Origin of the sequence: Streptomyces mutabilis (assembly GCF_014649815.1) — a bacterium.
Taxonomy (GTDB): domain Bacteria; phylum Actinomycetota; class Actinomycetes; order Streptomycetales; family Streptomycetaceae; genus Streptomyces; species Streptomyces mutabilis.
In genome coordinates this window covers 508,207-528,838 of record NZ_BMTT01000001.1, presented here as the reverse complement: position 1 = coordinate 528,838, position 20,632 = coordinate 508,207, and the positions used below count along the sequence as shown (strand labels likewise).

Annotated in this window: 14 protein-coding genes and 3 pseudogenes; 15 read left to right on the top strand and 2 right to left on the bottom strand. The window is 69.3% G+C overall.

The window, feature by feature from the left end; all coding sequences use genetic code 11:
• Window positions 1–194: 194 nt before the first annotated feature.
• The 3 genes from IE142_RS02325 (at window position 195) to clpX (ending at window position 3,040) form a co-directional block, all read left to right on the top strand.
• Window positions 195–800 carry an ATP-dependent Clp protease proteolytic subunit gene (locus IE142_RS02325; protein ID WP_052412035.1) on the top strand — a complete coding sequence of 202 codons (606 nt, stop codon included), beginning with the start codon at window positions 195–197 and terminating at the stop codon, window positions 798–800.
• 81 nt (window positions 801–881) lie between these two features.
• Complete coding sequence (locus tag IE142_RS02320) at window positions 882–1,562, top strand: ATP-dependent Clp protease proteolytic subunit (RefSeq protein ID WP_043372959.1); 681 nt, start codon at window positions 882–884, stop codon at window positions 1,560–1,562.
• Between the two features lie 191 nt (window positions 1,563–1,753).
• Window positions 1,754–3,040, top strand: coding sequence for an ATP-dependent Clp protease ATP-binding subunit ClpX (clpX, locus tag IE142_RS02315; protein WP_043372961.1), 1,287 nt, complete (start codon window positions 1,754–1,756; stop codon window positions 3,038–3,040).
• A 66-nt stretch (window positions 3,041–3,106) separates the two neighbouring features.
• On the opposite strand, the gene IE142_RS02310 is transcribed toward clpX, so the two are convergent.
• Window positions 3,107–4,090 (bottom strand): DUF2076 domain-containing protein, encoded by a 984-nt coding sequence (locus IE142_RS02310; protein ID WP_191884432.1) that lies wholly within the window; start codon window positions 4,088–4,090, stop codon window positions 3,107–3,109.
• A 266-nt stretch (window positions 4,091–4,356) separates the two neighbouring features.
• Window positions 4,357–5,165 (bottom strand): annotated as a pseudogene (locus IE142_RS38690) (RNA-guided endonuclease InsQ/TnpB family protein); the annotation flags it as partial.
• A gap of 27 nt (window positions 5,166–5,192) precedes the next feature.
• Here IE142_RS38690 and IE142_RS02300 point away from each other — a divergent pair.
• From IE142_RS02300 to IE142_RS02245, 12 genes and pseudogenes are all read left to right on the top strand, one after another.
• Window positions 5,193–5,535, top strand: a pseudogene (locus IE142_RS02300) (transposase).
• A gap of 41 nt (window positions 5,536–5,576) precedes the next feature.
• Window positions 5,577–8,201 carry a valine--tRNA ligase gene (locus tag IE142_RS02295; protein WP_191884136.1) on the top strand — a complete coding sequence of 875 codons (2,625 nt, stop codon included), beginning with the start codon at window positions 5,577–5,579 and terminating at the stop codon, window positions 8,199–8,201.
• A 171-nt stretch (window positions 8,202–8,372) separates the two neighbouring features.
• Window positions 8,373–9,896, top strand: a complete 1,524-nt coding sequence (gene folC / locus IE142_RS02290; protein WP_191884135.1) for a bifunctional tetrahydrofolate synthase/dihydrofolate synthase — start codon at window positions 8,373–8,375, stop codon at window positions 9,894–9,896.
• 8 nt (window positions 9,897–9,904) lie between these two features.
• On the top strand, window positions 9,905–10,261 hold the full coding sequence (locus tag IE142_RS02285; protein WP_191884134.1) for a DUF4233 domain-containing protein: 357 nt from the start codon (window positions 9,905–9,907) through the stop codon (window positions 10,259–10,261).
• Between the two features lie 150 nt (window positions 10,262–10,411).
• On the top strand, window positions 10,412–10,825 hold the full coding sequence (gene ndk / locus IE142_RS02280) for a nucleoside-diphosphate kinase (RefSeq protein WP_043372970.1): 414 nt from the start codon (window positions 10,412–10,414) through the stop codon (window positions 10,823–10,825).
• 318 nt (window positions 10,826–11,143) lie between these two features.
• The gene (locus IE142_RS02275) at window positions 11,144–12,163 is read left to right on the top strand and encodes a rod shape-determining protein (RefSeq protein ID WP_019325389.1); all 1,020 of its coding nucleotides are present in this window, start codon (window positions 11,144–11,146) and stop codon (window positions 12,161–12,163) included.
• A gap of 166 nt (window positions 12,164–12,329) precedes the next feature.
• The gene (gene mreC / locus IE142_RS02270) at window positions 12,330–13,322 is read left to right on the top strand and encodes a rod shape-determining protein MreC (RefSeq protein ID WP_191884133.1); all 993 of its coding nucleotides are present in this window, start codon (window positions 12,330–12,332) and stop codon (window positions 13,320–13,322) included.
• A 13-nt stretch (window positions 13,323–13,335) separates the two neighbouring features.
• Complete coding sequence (gene mreD, locus IE142_RS02265) at window positions 13,336–14,007, top strand: rod shape-determining protein MreD (RefSeq protein ID WP_191884132.1); 672 nt, start codon at window positions 13,336–13,338, stop codon at window positions 14,005–14,007.
• A 52-nt stretch (window positions 14,008–14,059) separates the two neighbouring features.
• Complete coding sequence (gene mrdA, locus IE142_RS02260; RefSeq protein ID WP_191884131.1) at window positions 14,060–16,357, top strand: penicillin-binding protein 2; 2,298 nt, start codon at window positions 14,060–14,062, stop codon at window positions 16,355–16,357.
• A complete protein-coding gene (gene rodA, locus IE142_RS02255) occupies window positions 16,354–17,553 on the top strand; it encodes a rod shape-determining protein RodA (protein ID WP_191884130.1) in 1,200 nt (399 codons plus the stop codon). Before mrdA ends, rodA begins: the two co-directional genes overlap by 4 nt.
• A gap of 105 nt (window positions 17,554–17,658) precedes the next feature.
• On the top strand, window positions 17,659–19,617 hold the full coding sequence (locus tag IE142_RS02250; RefSeq protein WP_191884129.1) for a TIGR03960 family B12-binding radical SAM protein: 1,959 nt from the start codon (window positions 17,659–17,661) through the stop codon (window positions 19,615–19,617).
• Window positions 19,618–19,868: 251 nt separating this feature from the next.
• A pseudogene (locus IE142_RS02245) lies at window positions 19,869–20,534 on the top strand (hypothetical protein); the annotation flags it as partial.
• Window positions 20,535–20,632: the final 98 nt, after the last annotated feature.

The window sequence follows — 20,632 nt, the reverse complement described above, 5'->3', positions numbered from 1 at the left end:
CCGCACCCGCACCCCGCGGAGCGCTACGCCCCCGGCGAACACCCGCGGAACCGGGATGGCACCGCAGGGTCACCGCGTTAGGGTCCATGAATACGAGGGCAGGGGAGTCTCCGAAAGCGGCTCCAGCCCCGCAGGGAAACGTGAGACGGCCCGGCGCCGTCGTAAGACGAGCAGGTGGATACGTGACGAATCTGATGCCCTCAGCCGCCGGCGAGCCCTCCATCGGTGGTGGCCTCGGCGACCAGGTCTACAACCGGCTGCTCGGCGAGCGGATCATCTTCCTCGGCCAGCCGGTCGACGACGACATCGCCAACAAGATCACCGCACAGCTGCTGCTCCTTGCCGCCGATCCGGACAAGGACATCTTCCTGTACATCAACAGCCCGGGCGGTTCGATCACGGCCGGCATGGCGATCTACGACACCATGCAGTACATCAAGAACGATGTGGTGACCATCGCCATGGGTCTGGCCGCCTCCATGGGTCAGTTCCTGCTCAGCGCGGGCACCCCGGGCAAGCGCTTCGCGCTCCCGAACGCCGAGATTTTGATCCACCAGCCCTCCGCCGGTCTCGCCGGCTCGGCCTCGGACATCAAGATCCACGCCGAGCGGCTGCTGCACACCAAGCGGCGCATGGCCGAGCTCACGGCCCAGCACACCGGTCAGACGATCGAGCAGATCACCCGCGACTCGGACCGCGACCGCTGGTTCGACGCCTTCGAGGCCAAGGAGTACGGCCTCGTCGACGACGTGATCACCACGGCCGCCGGCATGCCGGGCGGCGGCGGCACCGGGGCCTGAGCCCTCCCGGACCCCAGCGGGTCCGAGAGCGTGTCCCAGCCTGCCCCCAGCCGACGCCTCAGCCCCTTTCCAGGAGACACTGTGAACGACTTCCCCGGCAGCGGCCTGTACGACCGCACGCGCGCCGAGTACACCGGCCCGAGCGCCGAGTCCCGCTACGTGATCCCGCGCTTCGTCGAGCGCACCTCCCAGGGCGTGCGCGAGTACGACCCGTACGCGAAGCTCTTCGAGGAGCGCGTGATCTTCCTCGGCGTCCAGATCGACGACGCCTCCGCCAACGACGTCATGGCGCAGCTCCTGTGCCTGGAGTCGATGGACCCCGACCGGGACATCTCGGTCTACATCAACAGCCCCGGCGGCTCCTTCACGGCGCTCACGGCCATCTACGACACGATGCAGTACGTGAAGCCGGACATCCAGACGGTCTGCATGGGCCAGGCCGCCTCCGCCGCCGCCGTCCTGCTGGCCGCCGGCACGCCTGGCAAGCGCATGGCGCTGCCGAACGCCCGGATCCTGATCCACCAGCCGTACAGCGAGACCGGCCGCGGCCAGGTCTCCGACCTGGAGATCGCCGCCAACGAGATCCTGCGGATGCGCTCGCAGCTGGAGGAGATGCTGGCCAAGCACTCCACCACGCCGGTCGAGAAGATCCGCGAGGACATCGAGCGCGACAAGATCCTCACGGCAGAGGACTCGCTCGCGTACGGCCTGATCGACCAAATCATCACCACCCGGAAGATGGACAACTCCTCTCTCCGCTAGGCGGGAGGCTGTATCGTCTGCCGCTCCTTGGCGCGGTTTGACGCGATTCACGTCAAAGCGAACCGTGCCAAGGGGGGCCCGGACGGGGGGCCCGGCAAGGTACCGTCGGACATAAGGCAGCACCAGGAGTCCGCCGGCCGTTGACGTCTCGTCGGCGGCCCGGCGTCTCCCAGGCGAAGGGGAAGCACACCGTGGCACGCATCGGTGACGGCGGCGATCTGCTCAAGTGCTCGTTCTGCGGCAAGAGCCAGAAGCAGGTCAAGAAGCTCATCGCAGGGCCCGGTGTGTACATCTGCGACGAGTGCATCGATCTCTGCAACGAGATCATCGAGGAAGAGCTCGCCGAGACCAGCGAGGTGCGCTGGGAGGAGCTCCCGAAGCCCCGCGAGATCTACGAGTTCCTCGAGGGCTACGTGGTCGGCCAGGAGGCCGCCAAGAAGGCCCTGTCGGTCGCGGTGTACAACCACTACAAGCGGGTCCAGGCCGGCGAGAACGGCGGCGCCCAAGGCCGCGACGACGCCATCGAGTTGGCGAAGTCCAACATCCTCCTGCTGGGCCCCACGGGCTCCGGCAAGACCCTCCTCGCCCAGACCCTCGCCCGCATGCTGAACGTCCCCTTCGCGATCGCCGACGCCACGGCGCTCACCGAGGCGGGGTACGTCGGCGAGGACGTCGAGAACATCCTGCTGAAGCTGATCCAGGCCGCCGACTACGACGTCAAGAAGGCCGAGACCGGGATCATCTACATCGACGAGATCGACAAGGTCGCGCGCAAGAGCGAGAACCCGTCGATCACGCGAGACGTCAGCGGCGAGGGCGTCCAGCAGGCCCTGCTGAAGATCCTGGAGGGCACCACCGCCTCGGTCCCGCCCCAGGGCGGCCGCAAGCACCCCCACCAGGAGTTCATCCAGATCGACACGACGAATGTCCTGTTCATCGTGGGCGGCGCCTTCGCGGGCCTGGAGAAGATCATCGAGGGCCGGGCCGGCGCCAAGGGCATCGGCTTCGGCGCGCAGATCCGCTCCAAGCGGGAGGTCGAGTCCAAGGACCAGTTCGAGCAGGTCATGCCGGAGGACCTGGTCAAGTTCGGCATGATCCCCGAGTTCATCGGCCGCCTCCCGGTCATCACCTCGGTCCACAACCTCGACCGCGAGGCCCTGCTCCAGATCCTGGTCGAGCCGCGCAACGCCCTCGTCAAGCAGTACGAGCGCCTCTTCGAACTCGACGGCGTGGAGCTGGACTTCGAGCGCGAGGCCCTGGAGGCCATCGCCGACCAGGCCATCCTCCGCCAGACCGGCGCCCGCGGCCTGCGGGCCATCATGGAGGAGGTCCTCCAGGGCGTGATGTACGAGGTCCCGTCCCGCAAGGACGTGGCCCGCGTCGTCATCACGGCGGACGTGGTCCTCTCCAACGTCAACCCGACGCTGATTCCGCGGGATTCGCGGGGGCGGGGGTCGGGGGAGCAGAAGACGGCGTAGGCAGCAGCAACGCGGAAGGGGCCCGGTCGACCGACCGGGCCCCTTCCGCGTTGTCGCGCGTCCGCGTCAAACCTTGACGCGGACCTCCTTGCGGAACTTGGCGGTGAGTTCGGCGGCCTTCTCCAGGTCGGCTGCCTTGCCCGCCATGGCGTCGGCCAAGTCCATGTTGATGATGACGCCGAGGGTGCTGTGGTCACCCCAGATGCACACCGGCATGCTGAACTCCGACGGTCCGGAAGCCGCCGAACCCGACGCCGCGTCGGCGTTGTTGATCTTGGTCTCCTGGCACTTCAGGATCGCGCCGTCCAGGTCGCTCGGCTTGTACTCCTTGGGGCTGCCGACGACCCGGCCCTCGGTCTCCTCGTCCTTGGAGGCGTTCTTCTTCAGCTCCGCGAACATGGCGTCGACGACCTTCTCCGGGTCCTCGATCTCGCCGTACACGCCCATGAAATTGATCATCTTCATGGAGAGCGGATTGGTCTCGTCCCCGGCCTCGTAGCCCGCGTTGACGTCCTGCGCGTTCTTGACCCCGTGCTTCTCGGCCTCTTCGATGTCGCTCTTGTCGAAGCCGCCGCTGTCCGCGCGGTCGCCCTTCTTGTACTCACCGCCGAGCACCGTCGCCGGAGTGGTCAGCTTGTGCGGCCCGTCGTCGGCGATGTCCGAGCCGCCGCCGCTCCCGCCCCCGCCGAATACGAAGTACGCCCCCACGCCGATCGCCGCCACGACGGCGACCGCGCCGATGATCAGGCCCGTCTTCTTCTTCCCGCCGCCCGGCGCCGGGGGCTGGGGCATGCCGTACGGCTGCTGGCCGTAGGGCGGCTGCTGGCCGTACGGGGCCTGCTGGCCGTAGGGCGGCTGCTGCGGCGGGACGCCGCCCTGCTGGGGCTGCTGCGGGTAGCCGTACCCGGGCTGCGCGGGCGGGGGCGTCTGGGGGTAGCCATAGCCGGGCTGGGGGGCCTGCGGCGGCTGCTGGCCGTACGGACCCGGCTGGCCGTACGGTCCGGGCTGCTGGGGCTGCCCGCCGTACGGGCCCGGCTGGTTGTGACTCATTTCTGGGTTCCCCTCCAGATGCTTACGTGGTGCTGACATCCTGACGCAGACCTGGCGTGCGCAGGTCACCGGGGGGCGCACCGTTACAAACGAAACGCGTTTCGGGACAGGGCCGTGACGCCCTTGACGTGCTCCCCGAAAGGCCTGGGAATCCGGCCTGGGTCGGCTGACCCGTCCGGGGCTTCCTGCTTCACCGCGCTGTGCGGGCACGAGTGCCCGTCTTATCGGCGCTCCACAGGCGTTCAGCGTCTCCGCCCGTCCGGCGGCGACGATGCGGCGTCCTTCACGGACTTGGCGAGCCGGGTGCGTGCGAGGCCGGACACCGCGAGGTCTTCCACGAATATCGCTTGGTTGTCGCGGATGATCTGTGTGGATGCCTTGTGGTGCCAGTCCCGGCGCCGGTCGGCCACACGCGCGTGCTGGCGTGCGACCTTGAAGCGGGCCTTGGCCCGGTTCTTCGAACCCTTCTGCTTGCGGGACAGCTCCCGCTGAAGGCGCTTGAGTTTCTTCTCGGCCCGGCGCAGGAAGCGGGGGCTGTCGATCTTCCTGCCGTCGGACAGGACGGCGAAGGCGGACAGGCCGAGCTGTCCTTGGCGACGGTCAGAGACGTGGGTGGGGCCGGAAGCCGACGGGACCACTTGGTCTTGAGATCACCGACCTTGGCCACGTACACCGTGCCGTCGCTGGTCAGGGAGAAGGCGTTGGTATTGAGGCGGATCGACTGCCGGGTGTCCTTCTTCGACTTGTATTGGGGCGGGCCCACCTTGCGGCCGCGCCGCTTGCCCTTGACCGAGTCGAAGAAGTTCTTGTGTGCGGTGTCCAGGTCCCGCAGGGACTGCTGTAGGACGACCGCCGACACGTCGGCGAGCCAGGCACGCTCCTCGGTGCGCTTGGCCTGGGTGATACGAAGCCGGGACAGCTCGGCCGACTTCACATACGGCAGCCCCGCCGCGTGCGCTTCCTTCCGGTCACGCAGACAGTCGTTCCACACCACCCGCGCGCATCCGAACGCCCTCGCCGGCGCACGACGCTGGGAGGCATCCGGGTAGACCCGGTAGTTGTAGCGGAGCTGCATGAGCAGGATCCTAGGAAAATTCCACTCATGGAGGGGCAGAACGACTACAGACGTGGAAGATGTTTGCTTCGGGCTCTGCATGTGCACGTGGTCTTCGTGACGAAGTACCGGCGCGGAGTATTCAACAGCCTGAAGGGCGTCTCCGCCCGCCGGGCACGGCTGGGGGCACCTCCGAGCCGGAGGCTGGGGGAGAATTCATCAGCCGGATCACCGCGCCATCATGCGCGGACAGCTGTGGTCGCTCCCGTACTTCTCCGTGTCGTGCGGCGGGCCGCCGGCGGTGATGGTCCGTCAGTACATCGAGCAGCAGAAACGTCCGCTCCGCAGTGCACGTCAAAGCACTCCTGAGATGCATTCATCCCCGGCATGAACGCCGGGGCCTTCTGCAAGAGACCCGGTAAACTGACCCCCGTGACCGAGAACACTCAGCAGCCGCAGCCCGCACCCACCACCGAACTGCCGACCCAGTACACGCCGGCCGAGGTAGAGGGGAAGCTGTACGAGCGCTGGGTAGAACGGGGTTACTTCGAGGCCGACGCGGACAGCGAGAAGCCGCCGTACACCGTCGTCATCCCGCCGCCGAACGTCACGGGCAGCCTGCACCTGGGGCACGCCTTCGAGCACACGCTCATCGACGCCCTGACCCGCCGCAAGCGCATGCAGGGCTACGAGACGCTGTGGCAGCCCGGCATGGACCACGCCGGCATCGCCACGCAGAACGTCGTCGAGAGGGAGCTGGCCAAGGAGGGCAAGTCCCGGCACGACCTCGGCCGCGAGGCGTTCGTCGAGCGTGTCTGGCGGTGGAAGGGCGAGTCCGGCGGGCAGATCGGCGGGCAGATGCGCCGCCTCGGTGACGGTGTCGCGTGGTCGCGTGAGCGGTTCACCATGGACGAGGGTCTGTCCCAGGCCGTCCAGACCATCTTCAAGCGCCTCTACGACGACGAGCTGATCTACCGCGCCGAGCGCATCATCAACTGGTGCCCCCGGTGTCTGACGGCCATCTCCGACATCGAGGTCGAGTACCAGGACGACGACGGCGAGCTGGTCTCGATGAAGTACGGGGACGGGGACGAGACGATCGTCGTCGCCACGACCCGTGCCGAGACGATGCTCGGTGACACGGCCGTCGCCGTCCACCCGGAGGACGAGCGCTACAAGCACCTCGTCGGCAAGCTGATCAAGCTGCCGCTGACCGACCGCTCCATCCCGGTCGTCGCCGACGAGCACGTCGACCCCGAGTTCGGCACCGGCGCCGTCAAGGTGACGCCCGCCCACGACCCGAACGACTTCGAGATCGGCCAGCGCCACGGCCTGCCCGCCATCGCGGTCATGGACGAGCACGCCGTCATCACCGCCCACGGCCCCTTCCAGGGCCTGGACCGCCTGGAGGCCCGCTCCGCCATCGTCGCCGCGCTGCGCGCCGAGGGCCGGATCGTCGCCGAGAAGCGGCCCTACGTCCACTCCGTCGGGCACTGCTCGCGCTGCAAGACCACCATCGAGCCGCGCCTGTCGATGCAGTGGTGGGTCAAGGTCGGCCCGCTGGCCAAGGCGGCCGGTGACGCCGTCCGCGACGGCAAGGTCAAGATCCACCCGCAGGAGATGGAGAAGCGGTACTTCGACTGGGTCGACAACCTCCACGACTGGTGCATCTCGCGCCAGCTGTGGTGGGGCCACCGCATCCCTGTCTGGTACGGCCCGGAGGGTGAGGTCGTCTGCGTCGGCCCCGACGAGGAGCCGCCGAGCGGCGAGGGCTGGTACCAGGACTCCGACGTCCTGGACACCTGGTTCTCCTCCGGCCTGTGGCCGTTCTCCACGCTGGGCTGGCCCGAGCAGACCGACTCGCTCGCGAAGTTCTACCCGAACTCCGTCCTGGTCACCGGCTACGACATCCTCTTCTTCTGGGTCGCCCGGATGATGATGTTCGGCCTCTACGCGATGGACGGCACCCCGCCGTTCCACACCATCGCCCTGCACGGCATGGTCCGTGACCAGAACGGCAAGAAGATGTCCAAGTCCTTCGGGAACGTCGTGAACCCGCTGGACTGGATGGACAAGTACGGCTCCGACGCGCTCCGGTTCACGCTGGCGCGCGGTGCCAACCCGGGTGTCGACGTCCCGATCGGCGAGGACTGGGTCCAGGGCTCCCGCAACTTCGCCAACAAAATCTGGAACGCCACCCGCTTCGCGCTGATGAACGGCGCGACGGTCGAGGGCCCGCTGCCGGACGCGTCGAAGATGTCCTCGACGGACCGGTGGATCCTGTCGCGGCTGAACTCGGTCGTCGCCGAGGTCGACGCGTACTACGAGGACTACCAGTTCGCGAAGCTCTCCGACGCCCTGTTCCACTTCGCCTGGGACGAGGTCTTCGACTGGTACGTCGAGCTGTCCAAGACCACCTTCCAGGCGGGCGGCGAGGCCGCCGAGGTCTCCAAGCGCGTCCTCGGCGAGGTCCTGGACGTCACGCTGCGCCTGCTGCACCCGGTCGTCCCCTTCGTCACCGAGACGCTGTGGACGACGCTCACGGGCGGCGAGTCGGTCGTCGTCGCCGAGTGGCCGTCGGACTCGGGCTTCCGGGACGCCGACGCCGAGCGGGAGATCGAGACCGTCCAGTCGGTGATCACCGAGGTCCGCCGGTTCCGCGCCGACCAGGGGCTCCAGCCCGGGCAACGGGTTCCGGCCCGGCTGACCCTCGCGGGCAGCGCGCTGGCCGCGCACGAGGCGGCCGTCCGGCAGTTGCTGCGGCTCCAGCCGGAGGGTGACTCCTTCACGGCGACGGCGACGCTGCCGGTGGCGGGGGTCGAGGTCGCCCTCGACCTCTCCGGTGTCATCGACTTCGCCGCCGAGCGCAAGCGCCTCGCCAAGGACCTCGCCGCCGCCGAGAGGGAGAAGGCCCAGGCCAACGGCAAGCTCGGCAACGAGGCGTTCCTCGCCAAGGCGCCGGACCACGTCGTGGACAAGATCCGTGGCCGCCTCGCCAAGGCGGACGAGGACATCGCCCGTATCCAGGCGCAGCTGGAGAAGCTGCCGAAGGCGTAGCCGCCGTTACGTGATGCAGGCTCCCGGTGCCCTACAAGCGCCGGGAGCCTGCACATCCCCAGGGCGCGGGGAACTGCGCGACCAGCCACAACGGCGCCGCACACGCCACGGAACCTCAGCCACCCCACTCCCCGCCCCCGACCGTCGCAGACTCTCCGTAGACTTGTCTCCGTGAGCGACATCCCCGGCGAGAACGACCAGCCCGACCCCTCCGACCCCCTCGACTCCTTCGACGAGATCATCGACGCGGAGACCACCCGCGACCCCGACCTCGCCGTCATCGAGGCCGGCAGCCGCACGCTGCGCACCCAGGGCGGCCCCCCGGAGGCCGACATCCCCGCGCGTCCCGAGGACCCCGAGGTCGACGCCGCGCTGCGCGAGGTCGAGGCCGAGCTCGCCACCCGCTGGGGCGAGACCAAGCTGGAGCCGTCCGTCGCCCGCATCGCCGCGCTCATGGACGTGCTGGGGGAGCCGCAGCGGTCGTACCCCTCCATCCACATCACGGGGACGAACGGCAAGACCTCCACCGCCCGCATGATCGAGGCCCTGCTCGGCGCCTTCGAACTGCGCACCGGGCGGTACACCTCGCCGCACGTGCAGTCGATCACCGAGCGGATCAGCCTGGACGGCGCCGCGATCTCCGCCGAGCGGTTCATCGAGACCTACCAGGACATCAAGCCGTACGTCGAGATGGTCGACGCGCGGCAGGAGTACCGGCTGTCCTTCTTCGAGGTGCTGACCGGCATGGCGTACGCCGCCTTCGCCGACGCGCCCGTGGACGTGGCCGTCGTCGAGGTGGGGATGGGCGGCTCCTGGGACGCCACCAACGTCATCGACGGGGACGTCGCCGTCGTCACCCCCATCGACCTGGACCACACCGACCGGCTCGGCTCCACGCCCGGCGAGATCGCGACCGAGAAGGCCGGCATCGTCAAGCAGGACGCCACGGTGATCCTGGCCCAGCAGCCGGTGGACGCCGCGCAGGTCATGCTGAAGAAGGCCGTGGACGTCAATGCCACGGTCGCGCGCGAGGGGCTGGAGTTCGGGGTCGTCGCCCGGCAGGTCGCCGTCGGCGGGCAGCTGGTGACGCTGCGCGGGCTCGGCGGTGAGTACACCGAGATCTACCTGCCGCTGCACGGCGCCCACCAGGCGCACAACGCGGCCGTCGCGCTCGCCGCCGTCGAGGCGTTCTTCGGCGTGGGCGCGCAGCGGCCCGAGCCGCTGGACATCGACACCGTGCGCAAGGCCTTCGCCGCCGTCGCCTCGCCGGGGCGGATGGAGGTCGTGCGGCGTTCGCCGACCGTGGTGCTGGACGCGGCGCACAACCCGGCCGGCGCCCGGGTCACCGCGGAGGCGGTGGGGGAGGCGTTCCAGTTCAGCCGGCTCATCGGTGTGGTGGGCGCGAGCGGCGACAAGAACGTGCGGGGACTGCTGGAGGCCTTCGAGCCGGTCTTCGCCGAGGTCGTCGTCACGCAGAACTCCAGCCACCGCGCGATGGACGCCGACGAGCTGGCCGGAATCGCGGTCGAGGTGTTCGGCGAGGACCGCGTCCAGGTCGAGCCGCGGCTGCCGGACGCCCTGGAGGCCGCGATCACGCTGGCCGAGGAGGAGGGCGAGTTCGCGGGTGGCGGCGTGCTCGTCACCGGTTCCGTCATCACCGTCGGCGAGGCCCGGCTGCTGCTGGGGAAGGGCTGAGGGATTCCGTGCGTACGCTCTGTGCTTCGACCTTGATCGGCGAGTTCTTCGTCATCGGCTTCGCCGGGCTGGTCGCCATGAAGGACCCCGACCTGTCCATGGGGACGGTGTGGACGGTCAGCGGCATCGCGATGTTCCTGTGCGTGGCGCTGTGCGGCGCGGTGACCCGGCCGGGCGGCATCGCCTTCGGCTGGGCCCTGCAGATCGCGCTGATCGCGTCCGGTTTCGTCGTGCCGACCATGTTCTTCCTGGGCGCGGTCTTCGCGGCCCTGTGGTGGGCCTCCGTGCACTACGGGCGGAAGATCGACGAGGCGAAGGCGAGGTTCGCGGCCCAGGCCGAGGCGTCTTCGCCCGACGCCGTCTGACGCTGCGTGACGGGCGGCGCGACACGCCCGGTAACCTCTGTCATCAATTCGTGCGACGCGGCATTCGCACCGGCGCCCACCCGCATGCGCACAAACCGTACGCACAGCCCGTACGCACAACCGCACACCCGCATATCCCAAGGAGCCCCCGTGACCCAGCGCAGCCTCGTCCTCCTCAAGCCCGACGCCGTCCGTCGCGGCCTGACCGGCGAGATCATCAGCCGTATCGAGCGCAAGGCCGGCTGGCAGATCACCGCGCTGGAACTGCGGACCCTGGACACCGAGACGCTGGAGCAGCACTACGGCGAGCACAAGGGCAAGCCCTTCTACGAGCCGCTGGTCGAGTTCATGGCGTCCGGTCCGGTGGTCGCCATGGTGGTCGAGGGGGAGCGGGTCATCGAGGGCGTGCGCGCGCTGGCCGGCCCGACCGACCCGATCGCCGCCGCCCCCGGCTCGATCCGCGGGGACTTCGGTGTGATCGTCCGGGAGAACCTGATCCACGCCTCCGACTCCGAGGAGTCCGCCGAGCGCGAGCTGAAGATCTTCTTTCCCGGCCGGGTCTGACCACCCTCCGGACACGCCGGACGCATCTTTTTTCTGACGCCGTGTCAGCCGAACGGCCAGCCGCGGACCAGGGCGGTCGCGTAAAAGCGACCGCCCTGTGGCATATGCGCGCCTGTTCGGGGGAACGGATGCCCCCGTTGGCCCGTCTCCACAAGCGAGGCGGTGCGCCATCTGCCGACAATGGCGAAGACCCTCGCGCAGTGTTCGCGAAAGCGCGTCTACGATGGAAGCCTCCACGCGTCACTGCATCCACTTCGCCTACCTGAAAAGCCCTCAAAAGCTCCTGGGAAGGCCAGTCGAATCCTGATGGGGAACTCAATGTCGTTCATCGGCCGTGACATGGCTGTCGACCTCGGGACCGCCAACACGCTGGTGTACGTCAGGGGTCGCGGGATCGTACTCAACGAGCCGTCCGTCGTCGCGATCAACACCAACACCGGTGGCATCCTCGCGGTCGGCGCCGAAGCGAAGAAGATGATCGGGCGCACGCCCGGCAACATCGTTGCCGTGCGTCCGCTGAAGGACGGCGTCATCGCCGACTTCGAGATCACCGAGCGGATGCTCCGCTACTTCATCCTGAAGATCCACAAGCGGCGGTATCTGGCTCGTCCGCGGGTCGTCGTCTGTGTGCCCTCGGGCATCACCGGCGTCGAGCGCCGCGCCGTCATCGAGGCGTCGTCCCAGGCCGGCGCCCGTCAGGTGCACATCATCGAGGAGCCCATGGCCGCGGCCATCGGCTCCGGCCTGCCGGTCCACGAGGCCACGGGCAACATGGTGGTCGACATCGGCGGCGGCACCACGGAGGTCGCGGTCATCTCGCTCGGCGGCATCGTCACCGCCCAGTCCATCCGCGTCGCGGGTGACGAGCTGGACAATGCGATCATCCAGCACGTGAAGAAGGAGTACAGCCTCCTCCTGGGTGAGCGCACGGCCGAGCAGATCAAGATCACGATCGGTTCGGCGTACGACCTCGACGCTGACGAGCACACCGAAATCCGCGGGCGGGACCTCGTCTCCGGGCTGCCCAAGACCGTCGTCATCTCCGCCGCCGAGGTACGCAAGGCGATCGAGGAGCCGGTCAACGCGATCGTCGACGCCGTCAAGACGACCCTCGACAAGTGTCCGCCGGAGCTGTCCGGCGACATCATGGACCGGGGCATCGTCCTGACCGGTGGCGGCGCGCTGCTGCGCGGCCTCGACGAGCGGCTGCGCCGGGAGACCGGAATGCCGATCCACATCGCCGAGGACCCGCTGGACAGCGTGGCGCTCGGCTCCGGCAAGTGCGTCGAGGAGTTCGAGGCGCTCCAGCAGGTGCTGGACGCCCAGCCCCGCAGATGACGTAACACTTCGGTTCCGCCGTACGAGACGATCTCCTCTCGTGCGGCGGATCGTTGATATAGAGGCTTCGTGCCGCGCGATTCACACCGCGCGCACAGAATCCCCTGAATACCTGAACACCGCCACGTAATTGTCGAATTCGACGAGGAAGGCACGGCCGCCGCACGTGAGGGACACGAAAGAGAGCCGGCTGCTCCTGGTGCTGCTGATCGCCATCGCGTTCGCACTGATCACGGTGGACATCCGCGGTGGTGAGGACTCACCGGTCGACGGTGCCCGGCAGGCCGCGGCCGGTGTCTTCGGTCCGATCGAGAACGGGTTGTCGTCCGCGGTCGACCCGATCGGCAATGCGATCTCCGCCGTCCGCGACTCCGGCGACCGGCACGACCGGCTCGCCGAACTGGAGACGGAGAACGCGGCCCTGAAGGCGAAGCTCGGCAGCGACGAGCGCGGCCGCAGCCGCCTGAAGCAGTTCGACAAGATGCTCGGACTCGCCGGCGCCGGCCAGTACGGCATCAAGGGCGCCCAGGTCATCGCCATAGGAGCCGCGCAGGGCTTCTCCTGGACCATCACCATCGACGCCGGCGCCAACGACGGCATCGAGCGCGACATGACCGTCCTCAACGGTGACGGCCTCGTCGGCCGCGTGACCACCGTCGGCCCGAACACAGCCACGGTGCTGCTCGCCAACGATCCCGACTTCACCGTCGGCACCCGGATGGAGGGCACCGACGAACTCGGCTTCGCCTCCGGCCAGGGCGGCCGTCCCCTGCGCGTCGAACTGCTCAACGGGAAGGCCCAGGTCAAGGAGGGCGACCGACTGGTCACCTTCGGCTCCCAGGCCGACAAGCCGTTCGTGCCCGGCGTGCCCGTCGGCACCGTCTCCCGCGTCGACCCCTCCGGCGGCGACCTGACCCGCACGCTCGAGATCACACCGTTCGTCAGCTTCACCAAGCTCGACGTCGTCGGCGTCGTCGTCCAGGGCCCGCAGAAGGACCCGCGCGACACGGTGCTCCCGGAGAAGAAGCAGCCGAAGCCCACGCCGACCGTCACGGTGACCGTGACCCCCGGAACCGATCCCGACGGCCAGGCCCAGAACGGTCAGCCGCAGGACGGCGGGACCGGGCAGAACCAGCAGTCCGAGCAGAACGAGCAGTAGGAGCTTTCACCCCATGCGCGTCAACCGGATCCTGCTCTCCGCCTCCCTCGTCGTCGTCGCCCTGGTCGTCCAGGTGAGCGTCCTCGCCCGCCTCCACCTGCCCGGAGCCGTCCCCGACCTGCTGCTGCTCACCGTCCTCGGCCTCGCCCTGGTCTACGGCCACGTCGGCGGCGCCCTCGTCGGCTTCGGCGCCGGACTCCTCGCCGACCTCGCCCCGCCCGCCGACCACGCCGCCGGCCGCTACGCCCTGGTGCTCTGCGTCATCGGCTACCTCGCCGGCCTCGCCAAACCGGAGAACGGCCGGCTCAGGTCGGCCACCGGCCCCATGGCCGTCGTGGTCGTCGCCGCCCTCGGCACCACCCTGCTCTACGCCGGAGTCGGCGCCCTCGTCGGCGACACCGCCGCCCGCCATGTCGGCCTGCCCGGCCTGCTGTTCACGGCCGCCCTGTACGACCTGCTGCTCGCGCCCTTCGTCGTCCCCGGCATCATGGCCCTCGCCAGACGCGCGGAGAACGACCCGCTGGCCGACACCAACTCCGCCGGCCAGAAACCCGACATCTCCTCGGGCTGGCTCTCCGGCGGCACCGGCCTGCGCATCGGGAACCAGCGCGACGGGCTCCGCGTGAAGGCGGCACGGGCACGGGTGGCCCGGGCCGGACGCATCAAGGGGGTCAAGCGGCTGTGACCACGCAGCAGCACACCAGGAGCACACACGTCTCAAGGGGGAAGCAGCCGCAGTGACGAACATCCCCGAGACCGGCCGCAGCACACGAGTCCAGACCCGGCTCGTCGTCATCCAGGTCCTCGTCCTCTCCCTCCTCGCCACCCTCGGCGGCCGGCTCTGGTACCTCCAGATCCGCCAGGGCGACGAGTACGCCGCGGAAGCGTCCGGCAACCACGTACAGCAGGTCGTCCAGCCCGCACCCCGCGGCTCGATCCTGGACGCCCGCGGCGTGGCCCTCGCCGACAACGAGACCCGCCTGGTGGTCTCCGCCTCCCGCACCGACCTGCTGAAGATGAAGGACGACGGCAAGGCCGTCCTCACCAAGCTCGCCGGCGTCCTCGGCATGGAGCCCGAGGACGTCATGGACAAGGTCCGGCTCTGCGATGCCGAGACCCCCCAGCCCTGCTGGAACGGCTCGCCCTACCAGCCGATCCCCGTCACCGACGAGGCCACCCCCAAGCAGGCACTCCAGATCCGCGAGCGCGCCGAGGACTTCCCCGGCATCACCGCCGAACCCATGGCCGTCCGCCGCTACGCCGCCCCCGGCAAGGCCAACACCGGCCAGGTCCTCGGCTACCTCTCCCCGGTCACCGACGAGGAGATCAAGAAGGCCGAGGACACCGACTCGCCCTTCCTGCGCTCCGACCAGGTCGGCCGCTCCGGGCTGGAGCGCCAGTACGACAAGGCGCTGCGCGGCAAGGCCGGCGTCACCCGCTACGAGGTCGACAACCTCGGCCGCGTCATCGGCGAGGCCGAGTCCGATCCCGGTGTGCCCGGCTCCAACCTCGTCACCAGCCTCGACGCCCGCGTCCAGCGCGTCGCCGAGTACGAGCTGAACGAGGCGATGAAGGCCGCTCGCAAGGAGATGGACCGCAACACCAACCGGCTCTACGAGGCCGACGCCGGCGCGGTCGTGGTGATGGAGGCCAAGACCGGCCGCGTCGTCGCCATGGCCTCCAATCCGACGTACGACCCCAACGCCTGGGTCGGCGGCATCTCCGCCAAGGACTACAAGAAGCTCACCGGCAAGGAGTCCAACTACCCACTGCTGAACCGGGCCACCCAGGGACAGGCCGCCCCCGGCTCCATCTTCAAGGTGGTCTCCACCTCCGCCGCGGTCGAGGCCGGCTACGACTTCAACGGCGGCTACGACTGCTCCAGCTCCTACTCCGTCGGCGGTCAGGTCTTCAAGAACTTCGAGTCCGCGAGCTACGGCTCGATCGACCTCGGCCGCGCCCTGGAACTCTCCTGCGACACCGTCTACTACCGCCTGGCCCACCAGGAGTGGAAGAAGGACGGCGGGATGAACCCGAAGACCCCCAACGACTACTTCTACAAGGCCGCCCACGAGTTCGGCCTCGGCGAGAAGACCGGCATCGACCTGCCCAACGAGGTCAGCGGCCGCGTTCCCGACCGCCAGTGGAAGCAGGACTACTGGAAGGCCAACAAGGACGCCTGGTGCAGGACCGGCAAGAAGGACGGCTCCTACGTCGAGAAGCTCGCGTACGAAGGCTGCCTCGAGGGCAACAAGATGCGCGCCGGTGACGCCATCAACTACTCCATCGGCCAGGGCGACACCCTCGTCACCCCCATCCAGATGGCCACCATCTACGCGGCCATCTCCAACGGCGGCACCCTCTACGACCCGTCCATCGGCAAGGCGATCGTCAGCCCCGACGGCAAGGACGTGCAGGCGATCACGCCCCAGGCGCACGGCAAGCTGCCCATAAGCAAGACCACGCTGGCCCAGATGGACGACGCGCTCGCCGGCGTCGCCACCCGCGGCACCGCCGCCTGGCGGTTCGAGGGCTGGCCGCAGGACGAGATCCCGATGCACGCCAAGACCGGTACCGCCGAGGTGCACGGCAAGCAGACCACCTCCTGGTTCGCCACCTACACCGACGACTACGCGATCGTCATGACGATCTCCCAGGGCGGTACCGGCTCCGGCGCCTCCGGCCCCGCCGTCCGCAACATCTACGACGCGCTCTACGGCGTCTCGGACGACGGGAAGATCGACACGAGGAAGGCGCTGCTGCCGAAGCCGCAGGCGAAGCTGCCGACCATCAAGGCGGACGGCACGATCCCCGCACCCAAGGTCTCCAAGGACGTCGTCAAGGACCTCCTGCCCGACGAGAAGGCCTCCCCGGAAGAGGAGTACGCCCCCATCGACGAGCAGGGACAGGCCGCGACGACGCCGACGCAGAACGGCGACAACCGCGACACCCGCCGCCACCGGCGGCGCGGCGGCGGACGCGGCCGAGGGCGCGGCACGACGAGCGGCAGCGTAAGCCGGAGGGCACGCACATGACCGGCGCCAACAGCTTCCAGGTCTCCGGATACGGACCCGAGAAGGCCGGCTGGACCCGGGTCTTCGCCCGGGACGGCATGGCACGACGGCTCGACTGGCCGATACTGCTGGCCTCCGTCGCGCTCTCCCTGATGGGCTCCCTGCTCGTCTACTCCGCGACCCGCAACCGCACCGAGCTCAACCAGGGCGACCAGTACTACTTCCTCACCCGGCACCTGCTGAACACCGGCATCGGCCTCGCCCTGATGGTCGGCGTCGTCTGGCTCGGCCACCGCGCCCTGCGCACCGCCGTACCGGTCCTCTACGGCGCCTCCGTCTTCCTGATCCTGCTGGTACTCACGCCGCTCGGCTCGACCATCAACGGCGCCCACTCCTGGATCAAACTGCCCGGCGGCTTCTCCCTCCAGCCCTCGGAGTTCGTGAAGATCACGATCATCCTGGGCATGGCGATGCTGCTCGCCGCGCGCGTCGACGCGGGCGACCGGCCTCACCCCGACCACCGGACCGTACTGCAGGCCCTGGGCCTGGCCGTCGTACCCATGCTGATCGTGATGCTCATGCCCGACCTCGGGTCGGTCATGGTCATGGTCATCATCGTGCTCGGCGTGCTGCTCGCCTCCGGCGCCTCCAACCGCTGGGTCTTCGGACTGCTCGGCGCCGGAACCGCCGGCGCCCTCGCCGTCTGGCAGCTGGGCATCCTGGACGACTACCAGATCGCCCGCTTCGCCGCCTTCGCCAATCCGGCACTCGACCCCGCGGGCGTCGGCTACAACACCAACCAGGCCCGCATCGCCATCGGCTCCGGAGGCCTGACCGGCTCCGGCCTCTTCCAGGGCTCGCAGACCACCGGCCGCTTCGTGCCGGAGCAGCAGACCGACTTCGTCTTCACCGTCGCCGGCGAGGAACTGGGCTTCCTCGGCGCCGGTCTCATCATCGCCCTGCTCGGCGTGGTCCTGTGGCGCGCCTGCAAGATCGCCCGCCAGACCACCGACCTGTACGGGACGATCGTCGCCGCCGGCATCGTCGCCTGGTTCGCCTTCCAGACCTTCGAGAACATCGGCATGACCCTCGGGATCATGCCGGTCACCGGCCTGCCACTGCCCTTCGTGTCGTACGGCGGCTCCTCGATGTTCGCCGTGTGGATGGCGGTGGGGCTGCTCCAGTCGATCACCGTCCAAAGACCCATGTCGGCGTAGCAGGGGCCCGCTGCCGGGAGGCGGACAGGGTGAGCGGTAAGGGGGACCGTCCGGGCCGGGTTAGGCTGGATGGTCCCCCTTGTCAGCACACGAAGGTTCCGTGAGATGCCTGCCGAAGCCGCCGAGTCTGTGAAGTCTGTGTTTCCGCAGCTCGAAGCTCTGCTCCCGCATGTGCAGAAGCCGATCCAGTACGTCGGCGGAGAGCTCAACTCCACGGTCAAGGACTGGGAATCCTGCGACGTCCGCTGGGCCCTCATGTACCCCGACGCGTACGAGGTGGGTCTGCCCAACCAGGGCGTCATGATCCTCTACGAGGTACTGAACGAGCAGCAGGGCGTCCTCGCCGAGCGCACCTACAGCGTCTGGCCGGACCTGGAGGCGCTGATGCGGGAGCACTCCGTCCCGCAGTTCACCGTCGACAGCCACCGCCCGGTGAAGGCCTTCGACGTCTTCGGCCTCTCCTTCTCCACGGAGCTGGGCTACACCAACATGCTGGCCGCCCTCGACCTCGCGGGCATCCCGCTGGAGGCCAAGGACCGCGGCATCGACGACCCGGTCGTCCTGGCCGGCGGACACGCGGCCTTCAACCCCGAGCCGATCGCCGACTTCATCGACTGCGCCGTCATCGGCGACGGCGAGCAGGCCGTCCTGGAGATCACCGCGATCATCCGCGCCTGGAAGGCCGAGGGCCGCCCCGGCGGCCGCGAGGAGCTCCTGCTGCGCCTGGCGAAGACCGGCGGGGTCTACGTCCCCGGCTTCTACGACGTCGAGTACCTCCCCGACGGCCGCATCGCCCGCGTCGTCCCCAACCGCTCGGGCGTCCCGTGGCGCGTCTCCAAGCACACCGTCATGGACCTCGACGAGTGGCCCTACCCCAAGCAGCCCCTCGTCCCGCTCGCCGAGACCGTCCACGAGCGCATGTCGGTCGAGATCTTCCGCGGCTGCACCCGCGGCTGCCGCTTCTGCCAGGCCGGCATGATCACCCGCCCGGTGCGCGAGCGCTCCATCACCGGCATCGGCGACATGGTCGACAAGGGCCTGAAGGCGACCGGCTTCGAGGAGGTCGGCCTGCTGTCCCTCTCCTCCGCCGACCACTCGGAGATCGCCGACGTGGCCAAGGGCCTCGCCGACCGGTACGAGGAGGACAAGATCGGCCTGTCCCTCCCCTCCACCCGCGTCGACGCCTTCAACATCGACCTGGCCAACGAGCTGACCCGCAACGGCCGCCGCTCCGGCCTGACCTTCGCGCCCGAGGGCGGCTCGGAGCGCATCCGCAAGGTCATCAACAAGATGGTCTCGGAGGACGACCTCATCCGGACCGTCGCCACGGCCTACGGCAACGGCTGGCGCCAGGTGAAGCTGTACTTCATGTGCGGCCTGCCCACCGAGACGGACGACGACGTCCTCCAGATCGCCGACATGGCCACCCGCGTGATCCAGAAGGGCCGCGAGGTCTCCGGCTCCGGCGACATCCGCTGCACCGTCTCCATCGGCGGCTTCGTCCCCAAGCCCCACACCCCCTTCCAGTGGGCCCCGCAGCTCTCCGCCGAGGAGACGGACGCCCGCCTGCAGAAGCTCCGCGACAAGATCCGCGGCGACAAGAAGTACGGCCGCTCCATCGGCTTCCGCTACCACGACGGCAAGCCCGGCATCGTCGAGGGCCTGCTCTCGCGCGGCGACCGCCGCACCGGCGCCGTCATCCGCGCCGTCTACGACGACGGCGGCCGCTTCGACGGCTGGCGGGAGCACTTCTCCTACGACCGCTGGATGGCCTGCGCCGACAAGGCCCTCGCGCCCTTCGGCGTCGACGTCGACTGGTACACCACCCGCGAGCGCGGCTACGAGGAGGTCCTGCCCTGGGATCACCTCGACTCGGGCCTCGACAAGGACTGGCTCTGGGAGGACTGGCAGGACGCCCTCGACGAGACCGAAGTCGAGGACTGCCGCTGGACGCCGTGCTTCGACTGCGGGGTGTGCCCCGCGATGGACACGGAGATCCAGATCGGTCCGACCGGGAAGAAGCTGCTGCCTCTGACGGTCAAGAACAACGCTCCGACCGGCTGAAGCGGGGGAGCGTGTCCGGCCGGGGCGTGCTCTTGGTACGGCGCCGCCCTGGCCGTTGGCCGGTCCCCGGGGGCCGCACCGGCTTCTGAGTGGGGAGTTCCTTCAGTACGGTGATGATCGCCGATCTGGCCTCCGGCGACAGTTCGACCATGCGGCGGTCCCCCTCCGACCCGTTCCCACGACCCACCTGCCGTCGGCACGGCGGTCCGGCGTCCACGGTATCCGTGTACGGTCGCCGCGCGCTGCCTCTGGCAGGTCTGGCGTGGTTCGGGCGCGGGCTGTACTGCGGTCTCGCCCGGCTCGCGCGGTACCTCGTCGTCGTGCCGGCCGCGTGGGTCCACGCCTGGGTGCTGACGCCGGTCGGGCACGGGCTGGCCCGGTGCGGGCGCGGTCTGCTCTGGTGCGGCAGGGGAGTTGTGTGGTGCCTGGTCAAGGCCGTGACGGGTGTCGGAATGGTCCTGTACTGCACGGCCCGGGTGCTGCTGGTCCTGCCCGCCCTCGCCGTGTGGCGGTGGGTGCTGGTGCCGGTCGGCCGGGGGCTCGCGGTCATCGGGCGGGAGGTCCTGGACGCGCTCGGGCACGTCTGGCGGGTCGCCGGGTACGTCTCACGCGCCGTCGGGCGGTTCCTCGCCGCCGTCTTCCGGTGGACCGTCGCCGAACCGGCGCGCTGGGTGTACCGGAGTGTGCTGACGCCGGCGGGGCACGCCGTGCGGGACACCGTCCTGCGGCCCGTGGCCGAGGCGGCTCGGAGTGTCCGGCGGGCGGGCCGGCAGGCGCTCGGCTCCGTCCGGCTGTCCGTGCGACAGGCTCGCGCCGACCTGCGGCGGACGCTGTTCGGGGAGCCGGAGCGGACGCCGTCGGTGGACCGGCGGGAACCCTCGGGCGCGCGAACGCGTACTCTTGAAAAGAGGCCCTGACGCGAGACCTCCCCGCCGATGCGGGGACACCGGGAAGGCGTCAGCCGGATCGCCCCCCGCCACCGCGGGGACGCGTCCCGGTCCCGACCGCCGTACAC